Annotated in this window: 9 protein-coding genes and 1 other RNA gene; 6 read left to right on the forward strand and 4 right to left on the reverse strand. The window is 43.1% G+C overall.

Annotated elements, in window-relative coordinates:
- Nucleotides 1–57 precede the first annotated feature (57 nt).
- The 3 genes from OJ16_RS05380 (at nt 58) to OJ16_RS05385 (ending at nt 7,447) form a co-directional block, all read left to right on the forward strand.
- Nucleotides 58–1,986: a diguanylate cyclase gene (locus OJ16_RS05380; protein WP_408063500.1), complete on the forward strand. Its 1,929-nt coding sequence runs from the start codon at nt 58–60 to the stop codon at nt 1,984–1,986.
- A gap of 163 nt (nt 1,987–2,149) precedes the next feature.
- An RNA gene (gene ffs / locus OJ16_RS19725) (signal recognition particle sRNA small type) lies at nt 2,150–2,246 on the forward strand.
- A gap of 626 nt (nt 2,247–2,872) precedes the next feature.
- A complete protein-coding gene (locus OJ16_RS05385; RefSeq protein WP_040988158.1) occupies nt 2,873–7,447 on the forward strand; it encodes an SslE/AcfD family lipoprotein zinc metalloprotease in 4,575 nt (1,524 codons plus the stop codon).
- 105 nt (nt 7,448–7,552) lie between these two features.
- Here the strand turns inward: OJ16_RS05385 and OJ16_RS05390 are convergent, their stop codons facing one another.
- From OJ16_RS05390 to OJ16_RS05405, 4 genes are all read right to left on the reverse strand, one after another.
- Complete coding sequence (locus OJ16_RS05390; protein WP_040988160.1) at nt 7,553–9,169, reverse strand: response regulator; 1,617 nt, start codon at nt 9,167–9,169, stop codon at nt 7,553–7,555.
- 6 nt (nt 9,170–9,175) lie between these two features.
- Nucleotides 9,176–10,915: an EAL domain-containing protein gene (locus OJ16_RS05395; RefSeq protein ID WP_040988162.1), complete on the reverse strand. Its 1,740-nt coding sequence runs from the start codon at nt 10,913–10,915 to the stop codon at nt 9,176–9,178.
- Between the two features lie 5 nt (nt 10,916–10,920).
- Nucleotides 10,921–14,367, reverse strand: coding sequence for an ATP-binding protein (locus OJ16_RS05400; protein WP_040988164.1), 3,447 nt, complete (start codon nt 14,365–14,367; stop codon nt 10,921–10,923).
- 301 nt (nt 14,368–14,668) lie between these two features.
- Nucleotides 14,669–15,565, reverse strand: a complete 897-nt coding sequence (locus OJ16_RS05405; RefSeq protein ID WP_040988166.1) for a LysR family transcriptional regulator — start codon at nt 15,563–15,565, stop codon at nt 14,669–14,671.
- A 236-nt stretch (nt 15,566–15,801) separates the two neighbouring features.
- On the opposite strand from OJ16_RS05405, the gene OJ16_RS05410 reads away from it, so the two are divergent.
- From OJ16_RS05410 to oppB, 3 genes are all read left to right on the forward strand, one after another.
- Nucleotides 15,802–16,521 (forward strand): SDR family oxidoreductase, encoded by a 720-nt coding sequence (locus OJ16_RS05410; RefSeq protein WP_040988169.1) that lies wholly within the window; start codon nt 15,802–15,804, stop codon nt 16,519–16,521.
- 535 nt (nt 16,522–17,056) lie between these two features.
- Entirely contained in the window at nt 17,057–18,685 is a 1,629-nt protein-coding gene (locus tag OJ16_RS05415; RefSeq protein WP_040988830.1) for an ABC transporter substrate-binding protein, read from the forward strand.
- Nucleotides 18,686–18,850: 165 nt separating this feature from the next.
- Entirely contained in the window at nt 18,851–19,771 is a 921-nt protein-coding gene (gene oppB / locus OJ16_RS05420) for an oligopeptide ABC transporter permease OppB (protein ID WP_040988170.1), read from the forward strand.
- Nucleotides 19,772–19,780 lie beyond the last annotated feature (9 nt).

Below are 19,780 nucleotides of genomic sequence, written 5' to 3' on the forward strand. Positions count from 1 at the left end.
GCGCATAACAATATGGTTAGGTTAGGATTACTGAGACAATTAACGATTGTCGCTATCATGTGGATGTGCGGTTTTTCGGCATACGCAAGTGCATCGTATCGAGTGGCGATAGAAGAAGATGATATCGTTACGCGAGTGCTATTTGACTCGATCTCACAACGTTTCGATGTCGATATCGTCTATGTTTACTATCCAAGCTTTAATGACATTCTGACCGCCGTTGAAACGGGGCAAAGTGACTTTGCCGCTAACGTCACGTATACCGCAGAGCGCGCTCAACGTTTTGATTATTCCCGCCCGACCAATATCGAATACACCTACCTCTACAGTTTTACGAACGCGACATTAGAAACCATCAAAAAAGTTGGTATACCGAAAGGGACTATCTACTCAGAACTGATCAAAGAATATTATCCGTCGATTATTCAGGTCGAATACCGGGGTCACCAACATGCTCGTCAATTACTCGAGAGTCGGGAAGTAGATGGTATTGTCGATGCCATCAATCAGTTAAAGCCGATGTTACTTGCGGGGCTTGATGCACAGTTATTGAATAATCAAATCTCGATACAACCTGTCGCTTTGATTAGTACAAAAAACAAATTTCAAGCGCAGATTGAGCAATTTGAAGTGCATTTACACTCTGCATCGGTGCAAAAATCGTTGCGTGCATTGGTGAAGGAAAGTGGGATTGATCGTAGCCGACCGATTAAAGTAAAAATTGAGCACGCAGCACCCTATGCAACGTACCTATCGAATGGTCAAGTGAGAGGGGTTACCGCGGATGTACTGTATTCTGCTTGTGATATTTTGATGTTGAACTGCCAGTTAGTCAGTAAAGCTGATGAAACGTGGGAGGAGATGTACGCGGATTTTTTAGCGCAGAAAGTTGATATTATCTCTCCTCTGGCGGAATCCGAGCCGCGGCGACAATTTGCTTATTTTAGTGTTCCTTACTATCAATCTACCGCCATTATGGTGAAGCGAGAAGGCTATAAACATAATGTGTACAGTAATGCTTCCGAGTTGATTATCGAGCGAATAGGGGTGGTTAAAGATGACTTTTACCAAGAGTTGTTACAAGGCCTATTACCGCAAAGAACATTCATCACTTACCGTAATGCGCAGCAGCAAATTGAGGCTCTCTTAGCGAAAGAAGTCGATTATGTGATTATCCCTCGAGCGAGTTACAATAAAATCTTACGCGAGTCGAACGCACTCTTACCTCTGGTTGAGGATAAATTGATTGGCGATGTTCATACTTCTGATATCACGATTGGTTTTGCAAAAAACGCGTACGGGAATGCGCTCGTTCCGCTTTTTGACCGCGCAATAAAGATGCTCGACTTAGAGAAAATCACCAATTCGTATTACCAGCAACCTGACTGGAAGGCGACACTGCAAAGTGAGCAGCAATTGGCTCGTAAAAGCATCGCTATTGTGGTGTTGGGGCTTGTCGTCTCCGTTTTGATGAGCTTATATCTGCACCATCAATCAAACACGGACAACCTCACCCGTCTCAAGAATCGACGTGCATTACAGCGACGCTACAGAAAAGGCATTCAGCCTAATGTGACGTTGGTTTATCTGGATGTGAATAAATTTAAACCGATTAATGATACCTATGGCCATGAAATCGGTGATCAAGTCCTCAAACATATCGCCAAGCAGATATTGCGGTATTGGGATGGGCAGAGTTATCGAATTGGTGGAGATGAGTTTATTCTGATTGGCGCCGTTGATAACATCGCGTTAAGTTATGCATTATTAAATTTACAAAAAATGATGTTCACATCGAGCGATACGGATATTAGTTTAAAGGTTTCCATTGCTTTCGGCGTGTCGAAACCAAGAAAGGAGCTTCGCTCTTTAGAAGATGTGATGCATCAAGCGGACCTCTCCATGTATTCAAACAAACGGCAAGCGGCACAGCATGATATAGATGAGGTGAATCCGCCAATTGCCCATGAGTTTCATCTTAGCTAAATAGATGATAAAAAAGAGTAAAGTGGTGTTTTAAAACTCATGTTGGGTGTTATGTGTCCACTTAAATCAAAAAAACACTTTTTATCAAGTGTTAGGGTTGCAATGCGATCTCTGATGATTGATAATCCTCGCACTCTCTGGAAAACAGAGATGCTCTATGGAGGCTTGGTCCTCCCGCAACAATAACTCGTGAACTCGGTCAGGTCCGGAAGGAAGCAGCCGCAGCGAGTGACTTGTGTGCCGGGATGTGGCTGAGTCTCCACCCAATTTAGAAAAGCCGCTCTTTATGAGCGGCTTTTTGCTATCTGACATTTATGACTTTTCTGGAAACTCATTTACTAAATTTACTTTACAGTAAATGCACCTATTTTTATAGGTTCTATTCGCTTGTAGCCTACTTGCATAATTAATTTTTTTGGAAAAATATGGATTAATTTTTTGCACGTATTATTTACTTAGCTTTGTATGAGCACTACTTTAGTGCCACTTGTTTATTGTTGTAGGAATATTCTCACGAATTTTTGTGTGGCCTTGTTGGGCTGTATGATTACTATTCACTTGTGTTTTTTATTGTGTTTTTGACATTGACTTACGGTATCCTGTTGATTAGAAAGTGCTAATTGTCTTGTTGTTAAATTAACTTTTTTGAAACATTAAATGCATTTATTGGGAAGGTAGTCTTCGGTTTTTAGTGAAAATTGATGTGGAATTTATAAAGAATATTAGTTGTTATTAGTATGCCAATAATAGTTGGACGAAATTATCATGCCTATGCGCTTTAAGAATAAAGTAATAGTGATGATTTGCATGCCTATAAATATGATTTTTGTTCATTGTGTTACTTGAAAAGTACTTGAGCAGTTAATTTTAGCGTTGTGAGAAATAAATGAAGAAAAGTGCATTAGCGATATTAATTAATGTCGCCTTGTTAAGTGGGTGTCAGGAAGAGTCTTTGATCATTGCTGGTCCTGCCACTGAGTTGCCTGATGTTGGTATACCAGAGCCAGAACTACCAGAGCCAGAACTACCTATCCCTGATCCTGATGGGCCGGCTGTCCCTGGCGGTGAGCTACCAGACATCGGGGTAGAAGACCCTATTATTTTAGGTGAGTTTAGCCTTGATGGTCACGCAGTATTTGACGACTCTGTTTTATGTAACGATCAGCCCGCGGATGCTTTTGAGTTCTTTCAAAAAGAAACTGTAACGTGTACCAAAGACTCGTTAATTTTAGCTACTTTTATTGATGTTTTTTCACCAGCTTTATTGTCTGAATCAGAGGGACGTGAACGTTTAGTTCTTAAAAATGCTGAAGAGTATCTAGGTTATCCAGACAAAGCGACCAATGCAAAAAAGTTGATTGAACACAACGCTTTGATTGTGGGTGATCAAGTAACGCTTAAATTTGGCAGTACGAAGGACAGACTAGATTTTGAAAACATCTTTAACAATGATTTAGACTTGGAACCAGAGGCATTCCTGGAACTTGTCCAGGAAGAAGAGGCCAACGATAGTTTAGTCGACAAGTTACCTACAACGCATGTTCCAGATATTGAACCAGAGGTATCACCGGGTACCTCTAGCAATCTAAATGACGATTTTATTTCGGCTAATGCAGAAGAAAGCTACCAGCATAAGCCTGAAAAAGCGATCCTGAGTAAGGCAATCTTGAAAGATTCGAAAGGGTTGCCTGTAGTAGGCATTTCATATTTTAGTGCATCTTCACGCGGAAAAACAAGTGATGGGAGAGATCCTGGTAGCTTACCAGGAGAGTTTGAGTTTTTATGGGGTGAATCGGTAAGCTTTGGCATTGATACGTTTGAATTGGGGTCAGTTCGAGGCAATCAAACCCAATTTAAATTATCAGATCTTGGTGATGAGCAGAAAGGGCGAAACGCCGATGCTTTAGTTCGTCGATATGGTCAAGATATTAATGGCATGCGTATTTTACGTGACGGTGTCGAGCCTACATTCGCTCGATACCCAAATGTAATCAATGAAATTATTTCGCTTAGCCTAAATGATAAAGACACTGCGTTAGATCTTGGTAACGGTACCACCGAAGTGATTAAAGCAGAGTTTAATTCGCAGTTTTCTCAGGGTCTTGCGTTAGAAATCGATCAATCGATTTGCGGAGGAGCCTGTACTTCTGCTCGTGGGCAATATACCCAAGAAATCCATAGTGCAAAGAGTGATATGTCAGCTATTCAAGCTGATATAGCAAAACTGTGGGGGTTTATTGATCCTGAAATAGAAAGTGGATGGAAACCGGTGGAACGGTTCCATGTATTCCATGACAGTACAAATTTTTATGCTAGAACAGGGGATGCTCGAGGCCAAACAGCGGTAAACATTTCCAACACGGCATTTCCTATCATGATGGCACGTAACGATCATAACTATTGGTTATCGTTTAATGAGAAAAAAGCTTGGAGTGAAAGCAATGTTGCTTACATTACTGAGGCACCGTCTACAGAACAGCCGGCTTTAGTTTCGGGTGCGACTGCAACATTTAACTTACCTTTCGTTTCACTGGGTGAGATTGGCACCGGTAAAGTAATGATGGTCGGTAACTCTCGTTATAACTCTATCTTGGTATGTCCAAATGGGTATAGTTGGGATGGTGGTGTTGGCGTCGACAACGTTTGCAGCCTAACGACAGATAGTGATGATATGAAGCACTTTTTCCAAAATAGCTTTAAGTATCTCACCGATGGTAAAACCGATTTCACTGTTGGTACTAATATCCCACATGTATATTTTAAGCAGCATGGGCAAGTAGCGGGTCGTTCAGCTGAATTTATTATAGATAAGAATAGTTTTAGCGTAACAACTGAACAGCTCAATTCTTTTGTAGATTTAAGCCCTAGTGACTACCCACTACTGATATTGAATGGATTCGATTATAAAATCCATCCGAACGGTAATGATTATTTATTACCATTAGCTGCGAATCAGGAAGCACCGAAGTTTGATGATCAAGACGTTACTCATTTGATTGACTATGTCTCTCGTGGTGGTTCCATTTTGGTTATGGAAACCGTACTAGAACATACAAATGGTGGTGAATTAGCGAGGCTTTTAGACAGTGCTGGCATAGCATTTGCGAGTGCTAATTCCGTCGTTCGTACACCTAGCGCGACCAAAACAGGCCCACGAGGTCAGCATGAGGAAGCTATTTGGGTACTTGAGCGATACGCATCAGAAAACGTAGATGGAGAAATGGCACTTCCATATAAGATTGTTGATGGAAAAGTCATTTGGACATTCTTGGAAGGGGCAACACCGGGTAAGACACCAGAGTTGCAGCTAGCTACATGGACCGAAACTGATGATGCTGGTAAACAAACAACTTACCGTGCTTTTCTTGAGGAAAAAGGTCTTGCACCGGAAGTAATTGAGCTAGAGAAGCAACGTATTTTAGATGGTCTCGGAGGCGTTTATAAAGAGTGTACAGACTCAACTTACCACTATGAGGTGAATTGTCTTGAACGTCGACCAGGCAATGGTATTCCAGTTAGTGGTGGTTGGGGTGATTACCTCAATTTTGTTCCTCGTTATACCGAATTAAACCTTGGTGCAGTGGAAGCGCGTGCGATGATAAAAGCGGCTGACTTAGGGACGAATATCGAGCGTTTGTTTAAGCACGAAGAATATTTCCGCTCTGGTGGTAAAAAAGGTGAACGTTTAAGCAGCGTTGATCTTAATCGTATCTATCAAAATATGACGGTATGGTTGTGGAATGATTTGGATTACCGCTTTGTGCCTGAGACGGGCGCTGAAGATCCTGATCCTCTTGGCTTTGAACGTTTTACCCAATACCTAAACTGTTACACCAACGATCAAGCTGGAGGCAACACAACTTGTCCTGCTGATTTAAAAGCTTCGTTGAATAAGCTGACAATGGTTTATGGTAACGATGTGGTTGGCTACGAAGGCTTAATGAACCCGAGTTACCCACTGAATTACATGGAAAAACCATTAACTCGTCTAATGTTAGGGCGTTCATTCTGGGATTACGACGTTAAGGTTGATATTCGTCAATTCCCTGGTGAACCAGCAGGCATTGAGGGGGGCGCTTCTATTGATCTTAATATGACCAGTAACGGAGCTGTATGGTACGCTGGTAATCGCCAACCGACTGGTCAGTGGGCAGTTGCTCATCAACCATTTACCGTTATTGTTACTGATGAAACACAGCCAGTAATTGTAACTGTGGCATTACATGACGATTTGACTGGTCGCGACAAGCATGAACTAGGTCTAAAACGTCCGCCAAGAATGACTAAGAGCTTTACTGTTGGTGTTGATAGCCAACCATTCGTCGTACCTTATGGTGGATTAGTCTATGTTCAAGGTGGCGGAAGTGAAAGTGTCAAAATAGACTTAGCTGGTACTGTTGATGCTCCGCTGTTTGATAGCAGACGTAATCATTGGATTAACCCGATTGATTCACCAGCACCGATTGGTGAAGTTATCTCATCAAGCTTTGTGTATACAGCACCTAAAAACAACTTGAAAGCCAGCCGTTATGATGGCGATCTTTCTGTATTTGGTAATGAGTTAGATCAGTTCGCCAATGACTTAAATGATTTCTATGCGCGAAATGAAACGGTGGTAGGAAGCCGAAATCGTAAGGCAACGGATAAGACAATTCCGACTAACCGTCATCATTTTGTTAATGATATTGCGATTAGTATTGGTGCAGCACATTCCGGCTATCCAGTCATGAATAGTAGCTTTAACGTAGCAAGTGATAATTTGAGCACAACACCTCTTAATGATTGGTTGATTTGGCACGAAGTGGGGCACAACGCCGCTGAAGCACCATTTAATGTAGAGGGTGCAACTGAGGTAGTAAACAACCTACTTGCGCTGTACATGCAAGACAAGCATCTAGGGAAGATGGAACGGGTTGCTCGTGATATCCGCACAGCTCCACAGTTTGTTAGCGCAGAATCAGGCCACGCTTGGGCGGCTGGTGGCGCGGGTGAGCGATTGGTGATGTTTGCACAACTGAAAGAGTGGGCAGAGACTGAATTTGATATCACTAAGTGGTATCAGCCAGGTAAAGTTCCTGCTTATTACGATACAACGACACCGGGTATGAAAGGTTGGAACATGTTTAAACTAATGCATCGTTTAACTCGTAACCAATCTGTTGGTGATTCGGCGGAAGATGGATTAATTCTGCCAGAGAAAAATAAGTGTTTTCAACAAGGATTAGGTAAGAGTGATGCCTTAATGATGTGTGCGTCTTATGTTGCTCAAAATGATTTGACGCAGTTCTTTGACGCCTGGAACCCTGGAGCAGTTGCACAGTTGTATCCAGGATCACAAGCACCGCAATATGTACCAGCAATTACACCACAAGGCATAAAGTTGGTACAAGGTTTAGGCTTAAGCACACCAATAAAGAATCCGCTGAAGATTGATACCGTGACAGAACGTTCGATTCACTAATATCATAAATGAACACTGAAGGCCCTCATTGCGAGGGCCTTATTATAAAGGTACAAAGAAGTGTTTTATAAAACATGAAGGTCCCACTTATAGAAGGGCCTGAAATTAATTTGTATCCATTATATCTTGGTAAAGTTGCTCGTAATTCGCCTTATCGAGCTCTTCTTGATCCATCAGTTGTCGAATGACGGTGTCACATTGTTTAACCACTTTCATGAGCTGTACATAGTCGCCATCTTTAGGCCATCGGCGTGCAAGCAGTTTGATAATACTCATACAAACCGATTGTAAGAAAGGGCAGCGTTGATTGATTTCGACATAAATCTTGATCAACTCGCTGAGTGTCATTCGGTTCGCTTGAATATACTTGTGCTTACTTTCGAGCCATTCCAATTTGTCGACGTTAGCTTGTTGCAACTGCTTCAACATCGTCATTTGGCTGGCGAAAATATTCTCGTTTTGGTCAGTGTGAATCACTTCACTGCAGCGTGGAATGAGGCGGGCAAACTCACTGTCAAAATTCATGCGGTTCAATATCCAAGCAAATTGATGCAGAGGATAAAAGTGGTTGAAGGTCATTTGACGGTGAATATCATTCAACTTGCTGATCGCTAAAGCGTACTGCTCTTCTTCTAACGCGATATGAGCCAATAACAGATCAAGTTCAGGCTTCAGTTTTGCGGCTTCTCGCATGCCCATTATGTGGTTATAAAGGCTTTTTGCTTCGTTTAATCGAGGCACTTTTAACTCAGGGGGACACTGAAAGCACGAATACAACAGGATACGCACGAGGTTCATCTTCGCGAAGATGGTATTGCGATAGGTTTCTTTATTGATTTCCATATAGGCGCGATAGCGATCGAGTGCGCTTTGATAATCGCCGACGGAAATACAAAGATTAGTAATAACCAATTCACGTTCTGAGTTGCCACGCACAATTTTGCTCGCGAGTTCAAAATGACGAATTGCGGTTGGCACTTCGTTATTCATCAAACTGATACCGGCCGCGGCTGAGCGCACCAGTGTGCTGTTTGGCTTAGTGGTCAGAAGTTTGTTGATCATTTTCTGCGCGGCTTTCTTCTCGCCCAGCTTCATTAATGAGTTTGCCAAACCGATGGTCGCCCAATCACATTCTTTGCGCGTTAGAATATTTTCGTAAAGCGTTTTAGATTGATCATGTAGGTGCAATCGACTTAAGAAATCACCTTTAAAACGCTCAATCGTGTAGTGATATTCAGGATAAAAAGGCAAGAGGTCATTACACAGCGTCACCCCTTCTTCATATTGATGCTTAATCTGCGCGGTATACAATTGATACAAGGCGTTTTTACGGGCCAATGACGCGTAGATGCGCTCACGCAAAGACATGATATTGAAGGGCTTAAGTAAATAGTCATCGGGCTTTAGCTCAATGATCGAGTGTACAACCGTGGAAGAATTTTCTCCGGTTATCAGAATAAAAACGGCTTTTTCATGCAGTAAATTAAAGTGTTTTAGTTCTTCAAAGACCTGTTTGCCATTCATTCCTCGACCCAAATTATAATCACATAAAATGAGATCATATTGAGTTTGGCGCGCAAGTTGAATACTTGCGCGTGCCGTTGAGCAGTAGGTGATCAGGCGGTCACTAAAGCCTAGCTTCAGTAGCATACTTTTAATGGATACAATTACAATCGAGGCATCATCAACGATTAATACCTTTGAAGAAGAAAATTGATTCATTGTTTACTATCTAAATTGCGCTAATTCCACGATGGATTGAATATCCAATTTCTTAAATATTCGATTCTTATAAGTACTAACCGTTTTTTCGCTAATGTCTAAAGTCGTGGCGACTTTTTTATTGTTAAATCCTTTTAGTAACAAATTGGCCACGTTGATTTCTTGCGTAGACAATAGCTGATAGATTTTTTGAATATCGGTTTTATCTCGTTCAATCAGTGTTGAAGCAATGGTTTCAATGTATCGTGGGTTTTTGTTTGCTTTAAAGCAATGGTAACTATGGTTGGAGGTGAATTCATTGACAGGATTATTCCCTTCCAATAGACAAACCGACCCGACGAAATTAGTGGTGTTTAAATTCAGCAGCAACTCATTGATATCAGTATCGATAAAATCGATATCGATAACTAATAAGCCCACTTGTTGGATATTATCATTATCAATGACCTGATTGATCGATTTGACATTAAATATATGACCAAATAGGGCATCTTTTGCCATTGCTTTGCTGATGGCGTGAGAAGACGCCGTATTAGGGCTTAGAATGACGGCGTTGTGCATCGGTTGCTGATGCGGTAGCGTTTTTTCTAGCTCAATATTGTGTGCGACGTATTCCCATAATGCGGCAATAGGTAATGGTTTACACGCGTAAAAACCTTGGTAACTATCAATCCCCAACCCATTGAGATATTGCAACGTCGCTTCGTCTTCAATACCTTCAACAATGCAGTGTAAGCCCAGCGAATTGGCAAGTTGAATACACATGCTGGTCAACTGTTGATTGCGGAAGTTAGTGGTTACATCTTTAATGAAGCTGCGATCAATTTTGAGTTCAGTAAAAGGCAATATGGCCAATTGGCTTAATGAAGCATGGCCGGTACCAAAATCGTCAATGGATAGACAAATGCCGTGCATGCGCAATCTCGCCAAATTGGCTAAAGAGTTGCGAGAATAGCGATAAGCTTCGTGCTCAGTTAACTCAAGTACCAGGCGTTTTGGATCAAATTCGTAGCATTGACATAGGGCGAGTAATTGGTCGCACATGTCATTTTCGAAGTTTGATTGAGTGACGTTGATCGACAAGCTAATGTCGCATTGCAACAATGCGACAGCGGCGATGGCTTTTTCTGCCACATGCCAAAATAAACGATCGCTCATATCCGCTTGTTGAATGGTCTCTAAAAAGCTGATCGGGGTGAGAACACCAAAGCGAGGGTGTAAGCAACGTACTAGCGCTTCAACGCCAATGATACGTTGTGTATGCGCGCTAAATTGAGGCTGGTAATAATTCGCAAACCAATTGTGTTCAAACGCATCATTTACATCTTGTACTGTCAATGTAATGTGGCTGGCGTCTTCGGTTGAGTATGCTGTTCGGCTATTAAAGCGCTCAAACATGTGACTCAATGCGGCCCCACTATGAGGTTTGCTAATGGTGTCTACGAACTTGAAGCCGGCAGCAATACACATATTGCTGGTGAGTTCGATAACATCGTCACGCATCGCACTGTGTATCGCAATGCCCACATTCGTTGAATAGTTCGAGAGTGTGGTCAGAAACTGTACGCCGTCCATGTCAGGCAGGTTAATATCGCAGATACAAAATTCAATATCTTGCCTTTGACAAACCTCTAACGCTGATTGTGCATCACGCGCAAGGATAACTTGATGATAACCCAAGCCCATTAGCGAAAGTTTAAGCTTAGTTGCTTGGATAATGTCATCTTCAACAATTAATATTTGCATCGTTATTACCTTGTTTCTAGCCACTGTTTTACGTGATCAATAATGGCGCTGAGTTCATGAATAATGCGATTTTTGATCAAATGTTTTTCGTCTTTCGCCTCCGTGGCTTCATATTTCTTTGTCAATTCCGTTAGCGTGCTCATGTTTAATAGAGCGGATGACCCTTTAATTCGATGAATGATCGAGTTGTCATCATGGTCACCACTATGCAGGGCGCTAATTTCTTGTTCGAATGAACTAAAAACAACCCGCGCCATTTCCATTTGCTCTTGTTCGCTTCCTGTCGCTAACCAAGCCATATCTTTATTTGGCGAGGACGCAAGTGGTGATTGCTTAGCGACCAAATATTGCGTCAAAATTTGGCTCAGGTCACTTAGCGTATAAGGTTTGTATAGTACATCATTCATGCCGCAAGCCTGTGCTTTTTCGGCAATAATTCGAGAATCTTCCGCCGTGCATCCTATGATGGGTAGCGCACCAAATTGTTCGGGTTTCGCTTTGATTGATTTGGCTAATTCAAACCCATTCATCTGCGGCATGTGGCAGTCGGTGAGGACTAACGACACATGCTCTGTAAACTGTTCTAAATATTCCAGTGCTTCTTGGCCATTACTCACTATATGAAACTCTACGCCCAGGCGCGCCAGTTGCTTGTGCAGAAGCATCTGGTTGATCATGTCATCGTCAGCGACGAGCACTAAGCCTTGCGCATCATCAATCGCTTTCGTTGCGACGATATCATTGTGATTCGTTCTCGACGTCCAACGTTCAAATAATCGATCGGGATAAATATTACCCGGTGTGCCATTGGCATTCGTCACGGCTACATTCTTGCCTCGCCACGCAGATAGCCATTGTGCTTCTCTGTCCGAGTCGGCGAGTAAAGTATCTTCGGCAAGGAGAGGTGTTGTTGGTGTACTTTTTATTGGAATCACGCACATCACCGTCGTACCAACGCCAAAATCACTGTAAATGTTGATTTCGCCGCCCATGAGGGCAATCAAGTTCTTGGTAATACTCATCCCAAGCCCTGTGCCGCCATAGCGTCGTGAAATATCTTTATCCGCTTGTACAAAAGGTTCAAAGACCGTTTCTAGCTGTGCGCTGGTCATGCCGCAGCCAGTATCCACAACGCTTAGGGTCATGAGATCTTCAGTATTACTGATACAAACGGTAATCGAGCCTAATTTAGTAAATTTGAGTGCATTTGAGAGCAAGTTAGCGAGCACTTGATTGACACGCATGGCATCCATTTCAACTTGATGGATGGCTGATGGTTGCCAATCTAAAACGAAATTCAAGCCTTTGACCTTTGCGACCGTTTCAAAACTGCGCAGAGAAGGGCAAAGCTCTTGGTAAACATTGTGGCTGCGAATATCAATTTGCAGCTGTCGCGCTTCAATTTTTGAGAAATCAAGGATCTCATTGACCTGACGTTTCAGGCGTTGCGCAGAATGAACAGCGTTCTTGAGCAACTCCGCATCTTGAGGTTTCTTTAAGTTAAATTGCAGCAGTTCCATTAAACCAAGCATCGCGGCAATCGGTGTGCGTAGTTCATGGCTGACCACCGCCAGGAAGTGATTGCGTGCCTCGATGGCTTGCATTGCTTGCAAGTTCGATTGCTGGAGATCCACTTCGTATTGCTTTTCAACCGTAATATCATCAACCACTGTGATGCGGTGGCTCGAACCTAGCTCAGGGTGAATAATCGCCTGATGACGAATGTGGAAATAGTGGCCGCTGAGTGAGCAATTTGCCACGTCGTAGTAGAGAACTTCATTACTGTCGGTATTCAAAACATCACGAATAAAACCACATGGTTTGATGGGTTTATTGTTTGCCGGCATCTGACAATCGACAACTTTGTCGCTGTAAACGGAGTTCGTAAAGACAATCTCTTCATTTTCATCGGTAATAAAAATAATACTCGGCATGTTGTCTAATAGCGTTGAAAGCCAACTGATTTCGCTTTGTGACAATTGATTTATTTTTTGGGTACGTTTGAGTCGGCCAGATAATACCCAAAGCACGCCGACCCCTAGCAGGACGAAGACCGTAACCAGAATGAACGCCAAGACAACGTAATAATCGACCATGTCTTTCCGATAGCCGTAATTCACAAATAGCTTGCTGTGATTCTGTTTTAATCCTTCTATTTCCGTATCTTCAGTGATCGCCAGCATACGACTCAACATGTTGAGTAGCAGTCCAGAGTCTTGTCTGACCGACATCACTAGAGGGGTCGAAAATGCCATGTAGTCAGGCTTTGTTAACGTCACAAACTCCCCATCATTACTGCCATATAAATGGTCATCAATAATGTCTTGATCGAGCAATAAGTGCGTTATTTTTCCTTCATTGAAATCGAGTAACATATCGGCGGCATTGGAGTAAACGACGACGGGTTCGTGCTGCTTGATGATGTCAATTTTCGACTGCAACGTATCCGTGCGATCAAGTACGGCCAGCATTCGGTCATTATAATAATTACTGGTCTTGACTAAGCCATACTCAATATCTAGGTAGCTTTCTGTTACGTATTGACGGCTATGATCGACACTTGAAATATTGCACCCTGGCAGTAAATCAACCGTGCCATCTGCCAACATTTGGCCAATGTCACGCCCTTTTGCGGGAATGAACTCAAATTTGAATAAGGTTTTCTTTTCAAATAAATTAAGTAAATCATGCACATAACCCTTTATCTCGCCCGTGTCAGAGTCACGATAAGAAAGAGGGTAAGCATGGTCTTTGATTGTGTAGCGAATCGTTTGGTGTTTGTTCTGATTTTGCAGCAATTGCCAATGTGCTTTTTCATTGAGCAAGTGGAGATTCGAGAGCTTAATATTTGTGATATCAAGGCTTTGTTCATGGATCGTGCGGTTAAATCGCGCAAGCAGTTCTGGGCGATCTTTGGCCATCATTAGGCCGATGTCAACGCGGCCCATATCTCGGTCGAGAAAGATGCGGCCTTTTGAATGCAATGGATCAAGGATGTACTGGTTAACTTCCATTAATGTGGTGATCGTGGCATTCGCCATTTGATGACGTAGCATCTGTGCTGCGACACTCAATTTTTTTGTGGTGATGATTTTTTCCGCACCTAAGGCTTTAATTGCCTCACAATCTTCACCACCTTTGACGCACACCCAAGTCCAAGATGCTGGATCTTGTTCAACAAATTTTTCATCCGTTAACCACGTTACTTTCTTTAAAGTGAACAGTGGCGTTGAAAAATTAAAGCGCTGCTCGCGTAAGGAACTTCGCGCAAAACCTAATGTGGCATCGACTTGATGGTTATCGAGCGCGGTAAATAACTGATCAAAATCATCGTAGCCGCTATAAACGAGCTGAACGCCCATTAATTTCGAAATTGTGGTCAAAAAATCGTGATAAAGCCCGGAAGGATTGTCAATTCCACCCCAATATGGTGCCCATTTTGCTTCGGGCATACCAACCACCAAACGGTCTTGGGGAAGGTCGTCTGCATAACTTAAATTGCTAAATAGGGTCGCGTTAAAAAAGGCAAGAAAAATCAGGACAAATCGAAGCACAGGAAGGGGTGGTCTCAGGGTAAATTCGGCCGGCGATTTTATCAGCTAATTCATAAGTGGCAAAGGAAAAAAGATGCTTAATTTTTTTCTTTTAAAACAGCAATTTAAATAAAGTCGGAAAAATCTTACACGTTTTTGGCTTGCTGTTTTGTTGCGCAACAGTGGTGCTTTACTGGTCAGTTTTAGAGTAAAGGTCTGTTCATTTTTCCTGAAACCAGGCTCCCATAAAATCAATAAATGAACGCAAACGTTTAGGTTGGTAGCGATCTTTGTGAAAAATAGCAGAAAAGGGCACAGAGGCGATTTTCCACTGCGGCATAAGTTCGATTAATTCGCCACTTTCAATCTCATTTTCACAATAGACTTTAGGCACTCGAATAATGCCGTTCCCCATTTTAGCCGCCTTGATCAAAGCGCGCCCATTCTTACACGTGAGTTTTCCTTTTACGTGAATCTCAATCGGTTTTCCTGTGACATCTGGGTCGACGAAGCTCCATTTAGTCACAGATCCGGTTAAGGTTCTATGTTGATTCAGTTGCTTAGGATGAGTTAACGCTCCGTAGTTTTCGACGTATTCAGGGCTGGCAAGGGTCACCATTTCAATGTCCATTAATTGTTTGGCAACAAAGCCTGCATCTTCCAAGTTCCCCATTCGGAAGGCGATATCAAATTGATCATCGATAAGGTCGATACGATGACTTGAGAAGTCTAAGTCTATCGTGACTTGGGGATGCAGTGAGAGAAAGTCCGCGATGGCGGCGGCGATCACTTCTTCACCTAGGTAACCCCCCACGCAGTTGACGCGTAATAAGCCTTGTACTTGTTCGGTGTCGTCGATCGCAGCGATCAAAGCTTGGTCAATTTGATGCAGAGCCGTTTCACATTGGCGGTAAAAGCGCTCACCGGCTTGGGTTAAGCGTAAAGTACGCGTGGTTCGTGTCAGCAGCGTTACGCCCATTTGTTTTTCGAGTGCTGTAATTTGCCGAGAAACATGCGAACGTGAAACGGCTAAAGCGTCAGCCGCCTTGGTGAAATTACCCAACTGAGCGATGAGAACAAATGAGCGTATATCGGCAAGGTTGATTTGATTGAGCATAATTTAGGCCTAAATTGAGTGATCACTGGTCTTTGTTTCGTTGTTACCGCGCGATTTCGATGATGCGTCTGTAAGTCTCTCGTTTTACAGCGGTATTTGACTATTGTTGCACAGTGGCAACAGTGAGTGAACTTAAATGCTATATATCAACGATAAAGGCTTTCGTATTATGGCGTCATCGGCAGGATTACTCCCTGGCCCTTCACTTAAATTGATTTAACTCTTTGGAGAACAACATGAAAAAGCTCATTGTGGTGACTGGTGCAAGTTCAGGTATTGGTGAGGCGATTGCGCGTCGCATGAGTGATGCTGGCCATCCACTATTGTTGATTGCTCGTCGTTTAGATCGCTTAGAAGCGTTAAACCTTCCAAATACACTGTGCGCAAAAGTGGATGTTTTGGATAAAGCGGCTTTTGAAGCGGCGATTACGAAAGCAGAAGCGCAGTTTGGCCCAGCAGATTGTATTGTGAACAATGCCGGTGTGATGCTTTTAAGCGAGTTAGACGTGCAAGATGCCAATGAATGGAAACGTATGTTTGACGTGAACGTGATCGGCCTAATGAACGGTATGCAGGCAGTATTAGCGCCAATGAAAGCGCGCCGCAGCGGTACGATTATCAATATAAGCTCTGTCGCCGGTCGCAAAACATTCCCGAACCATGCTGCGTATTGCGGAACGAAATTTGCGGTTCACGCTATTTCTGAAAATGTGCGTGAAGAAGTGGCGAACTTTGACGTTCGTGTGACGACTATTGCACCAGGGGCGGTTGAAACAGAATTGCTTTCACACACCAGTAATCAAGACATCAAAGACGGTTACGGTGAATGGAAAGAAGAAATGGGCGGCGTACTTGCTGTCGATGATATCGCTCGTGCGGTGGAATACGCTTACGCCCAACCGCAAGGTGTTTGTGTGCGTGAAATTGTCATTGCTCCAACACGCCAGCAACCATAAAGAACATAAATTATGGTACGAAAAGCCCCTCACGAGAGGGGCTTTTTTGTGTATGCATAATTAGTTCGAATATTTAAATAATTACGCACCATTTTGGTGCGATTACGTAAGTGGTGCAGGCTTTTTGAGCGACCGTCGTTCTCGAATGGGCGAAACGCCTATCGATTAGTAACGCCTGTGTGGCTTTATTGTTAATGTTTTTGCGTTATAAATTAAAGGTGATGCTAAATTTCATCGTAATCATTATACTCTTGGATTTAAATTCTGCATATTGTGACTAATTTAAGCAAAAAAATGGTTATTTTAATATTAGGTGGTATTTCTGCGGTGTCATGTTGTATTTGTGAGGGATTATTCAATTTTTAATACATTTTGATGGCAAATTACTTTGGGGATTGCTAATGTGTGCCACAACCTTTGTGAGGTTTTAGTTATTTATGCTTATTTATTGAGCGAACAAAAACTAAACCACTATTCGTTCTAGTGGACTTGCAAAGGAGTCATGGATGCAATAAAAAAACTTGGAGTTTTACACATGTATAAGAATAAAATCACCCAAGCCCTTCTTCTAGGCGCTGGTCTGGCCGTCGCTGCCACTTCGACCGTTTCATTTGCAGCAGACGTTCCTGCAGGCACTCAACTTGCAGAAGTTCAAGAACTGGTTCGCGGTAACGGCACAGAAGTTGCGACGATTGACCCACACAAATCTCAAGGTGTACCAGAGTCTCATGTTATCGCGGATTTGCTTGAAGGCTTAGTTGGCCAAGATGCAAATGGCAATATCATCCCAGGCGTGGCTGAAACTTGGGAAACGGCAGACAACAAAACTTACACCTTCCACTTACGCAAAGATGCAAAATGGTCTAATGGCGATCCAGTAACTGCACACGATTTTGTCTTCAGTTTTCAGCGTTCTGTCGATCCTATGACGGCATCTCCTTACTCTTGGTACATGGAATACACCAAGATGAAGAATGCAAAAGACATCATTGCAGGAAAAGCAGATAAGAGCACATTAGGCGTGAAAGCGCTGGATGATCAAACCTTAGTGGTTGAGTTAGACTCGGCAGTACCATACTTTGTGATGATGATGGGCCACACCACAACGAAACCTGTTCATAAAGCGACGGTTGAGAAGTTTGGTGATCAATGGACCAAGCCAGAAAACTTTGTGGGTAATGGCGCATTTGTTGTCGACAAATGGGTTGTGAATGAGCGTCTCGTTCTAAAGCGTAATGAGCAATACTGGGATAACGATAAGACGGTACTGAACCAAGTTACCTTCTTGCCAATCGAAAACCAAGTTACAGAGATGAACCGCTTCTTGTCTGGTGAAATCGACTTTACGAACGAACTGCCTTTAGAGCACTTCAAGCGTTTGTCTAAGCAGCAGCCAGAATCGGTATCCGTGGTTGGTAACCTGTGTACTTACTACTACCTATTTAATACCAAGAAAGCGCCGTTTGATGACGTTCGAGTTCGTCAGGCTGTTTCTTACACCATCGACCGTAACATCGTTGCGAATGCCATTATGGGCCAAGGCCAAAAACCTGCGTATTTCTTAACACCTGAAATCACCGCGGGCTTTGAACCAGAAATGCCAGCATACGGTAAGATGACCCAGCAAGAGCGTAACGCAGAAGCGAAACGTCTACTGGAAGAAGCGGGCTACGGTGACGACAACCCACTGAAATTCACCCTGCTATACAACACGTCTGAAAACCACAAAAAAGTGGCAATCGCTTTGGGCTCTATGTGGAAAAAATCACTGGGCTTGAATGTTACGCTTGAAAACCAAGAGTGGAAAACCTACCTATCAACAAAAGATTCGGGCGACTTCGAAATTGCTCGTGCGGGTTGGTGTGGTGACTACAACGAAGCCTCTTCGTTCCTAACTCTGATGAAGAGCGGCAACACCACTGGTGGTATTCACTACGATAGCAAAGCGTACGACGATTTGATGGAACGCGCGATCACCTCAACGTCAGAAGAAGAGCGTAAAGCCCTTTACGCCGAAGCTGAGAAGTTGATGGCGAAAGACATGCCTATCGCCCCTATCTACCAGTACGTGAAATCACGTCTACTGTCTCCTAAAGTTGGTGGCTTCCCAGCAAACAACCCAGAAGAGAAAATCTACTCGAAAGATCTTTACATCATCGAGTAATTATTCACCCGATAGAATTATAAAAATAGAGCTACTGCATAACGTGTTGAGCGTATGCAGTGGCCAATTGTACCTTGGTTTATCGACAGACTAAGCGGGATAGTTGCGTCTGTCGCCTGGTACACATTCCTATATTTTACTGTCACAGACTGAAAGAGTGAGTTTATGCTTAAATTCATCGCAAAAAGGATATTTGAAGCGATCCCAACCATGTTGGTGTTGATCACAGTATCTTTCTTTCTCATGCGTTTCGCTCCGGGTAACCCATTTTCAAGCGAACGTCCTTTACCACCAGAAGTTATGGCTAACATTGAAGCGAAATACGGCCTTGATAAGCCAGTCGCTGAGCAATATTTCACCTACCTAACCAACGTTATTCAAGGTGATTTTGGCCCATCGTTTAAATACCTTGATTACTCAGTGAATGAGTTGATGGCAGACGCTTTGCCAGTCTCGGCAAAAGTAGGGGTGATTGCCTTTATCTTCACCGTGATTCTAGGTGTCTCGATCGGGACGTTTGCCGCTTTGCGGCAGAACAGTATCGTTGACTACGCCATTATGTCGACCGCGATGCTCGGGGTGGTATTGCCCTCCTTTGTTTTGGCGCCGGCACTGATTTACCTTTTCTCGCTGCATTGGAAAATATTCCCAGCGGGCGGGTGGCAAGATGGTGGGTTCCAATATTTAGTGTTACCTGTTATCGCCATGTCATTGCTTTATGTCGCCACCTTTGCGCGTATTACGCGTGGTTCAATGATTGAAACCTTAAACAGTAACTTTATTCGTACTGCGCGTGCGAAAGGTTTGAGCTACCCGTATATCGTGGTGAAACACGCACTAAAACCTGCATTGTTACCTGTAGTGTCATACATGGGGCCTGCGTTTGTCGGCATCATCACCGGTTCGGTTGTGGTAGAAACCATTTTTGGTCTACCGGGTATAGGTAAGCTGTTTGTGAATGCTGCCTTCAACCGTGACTATTCGCTAGTAATGGGTGTCACCATCTTGATTGGTTTCCTCTTTATTCTATTCAACGCCATCGTTGATATTTTACTAGCAATGATCGACCCGAAAATTCGCTACTAGCAGGGATGT

Source organism: Vibrio renipiscarius (genome assembly GCF_000827885.1).
Classification (GTDB): Bacteria; Pseudomonadota; Gammaproteobacteria; order Enterobacterales; family Vibrionaceae; genus Vibrio; species Vibrio renipiscarius.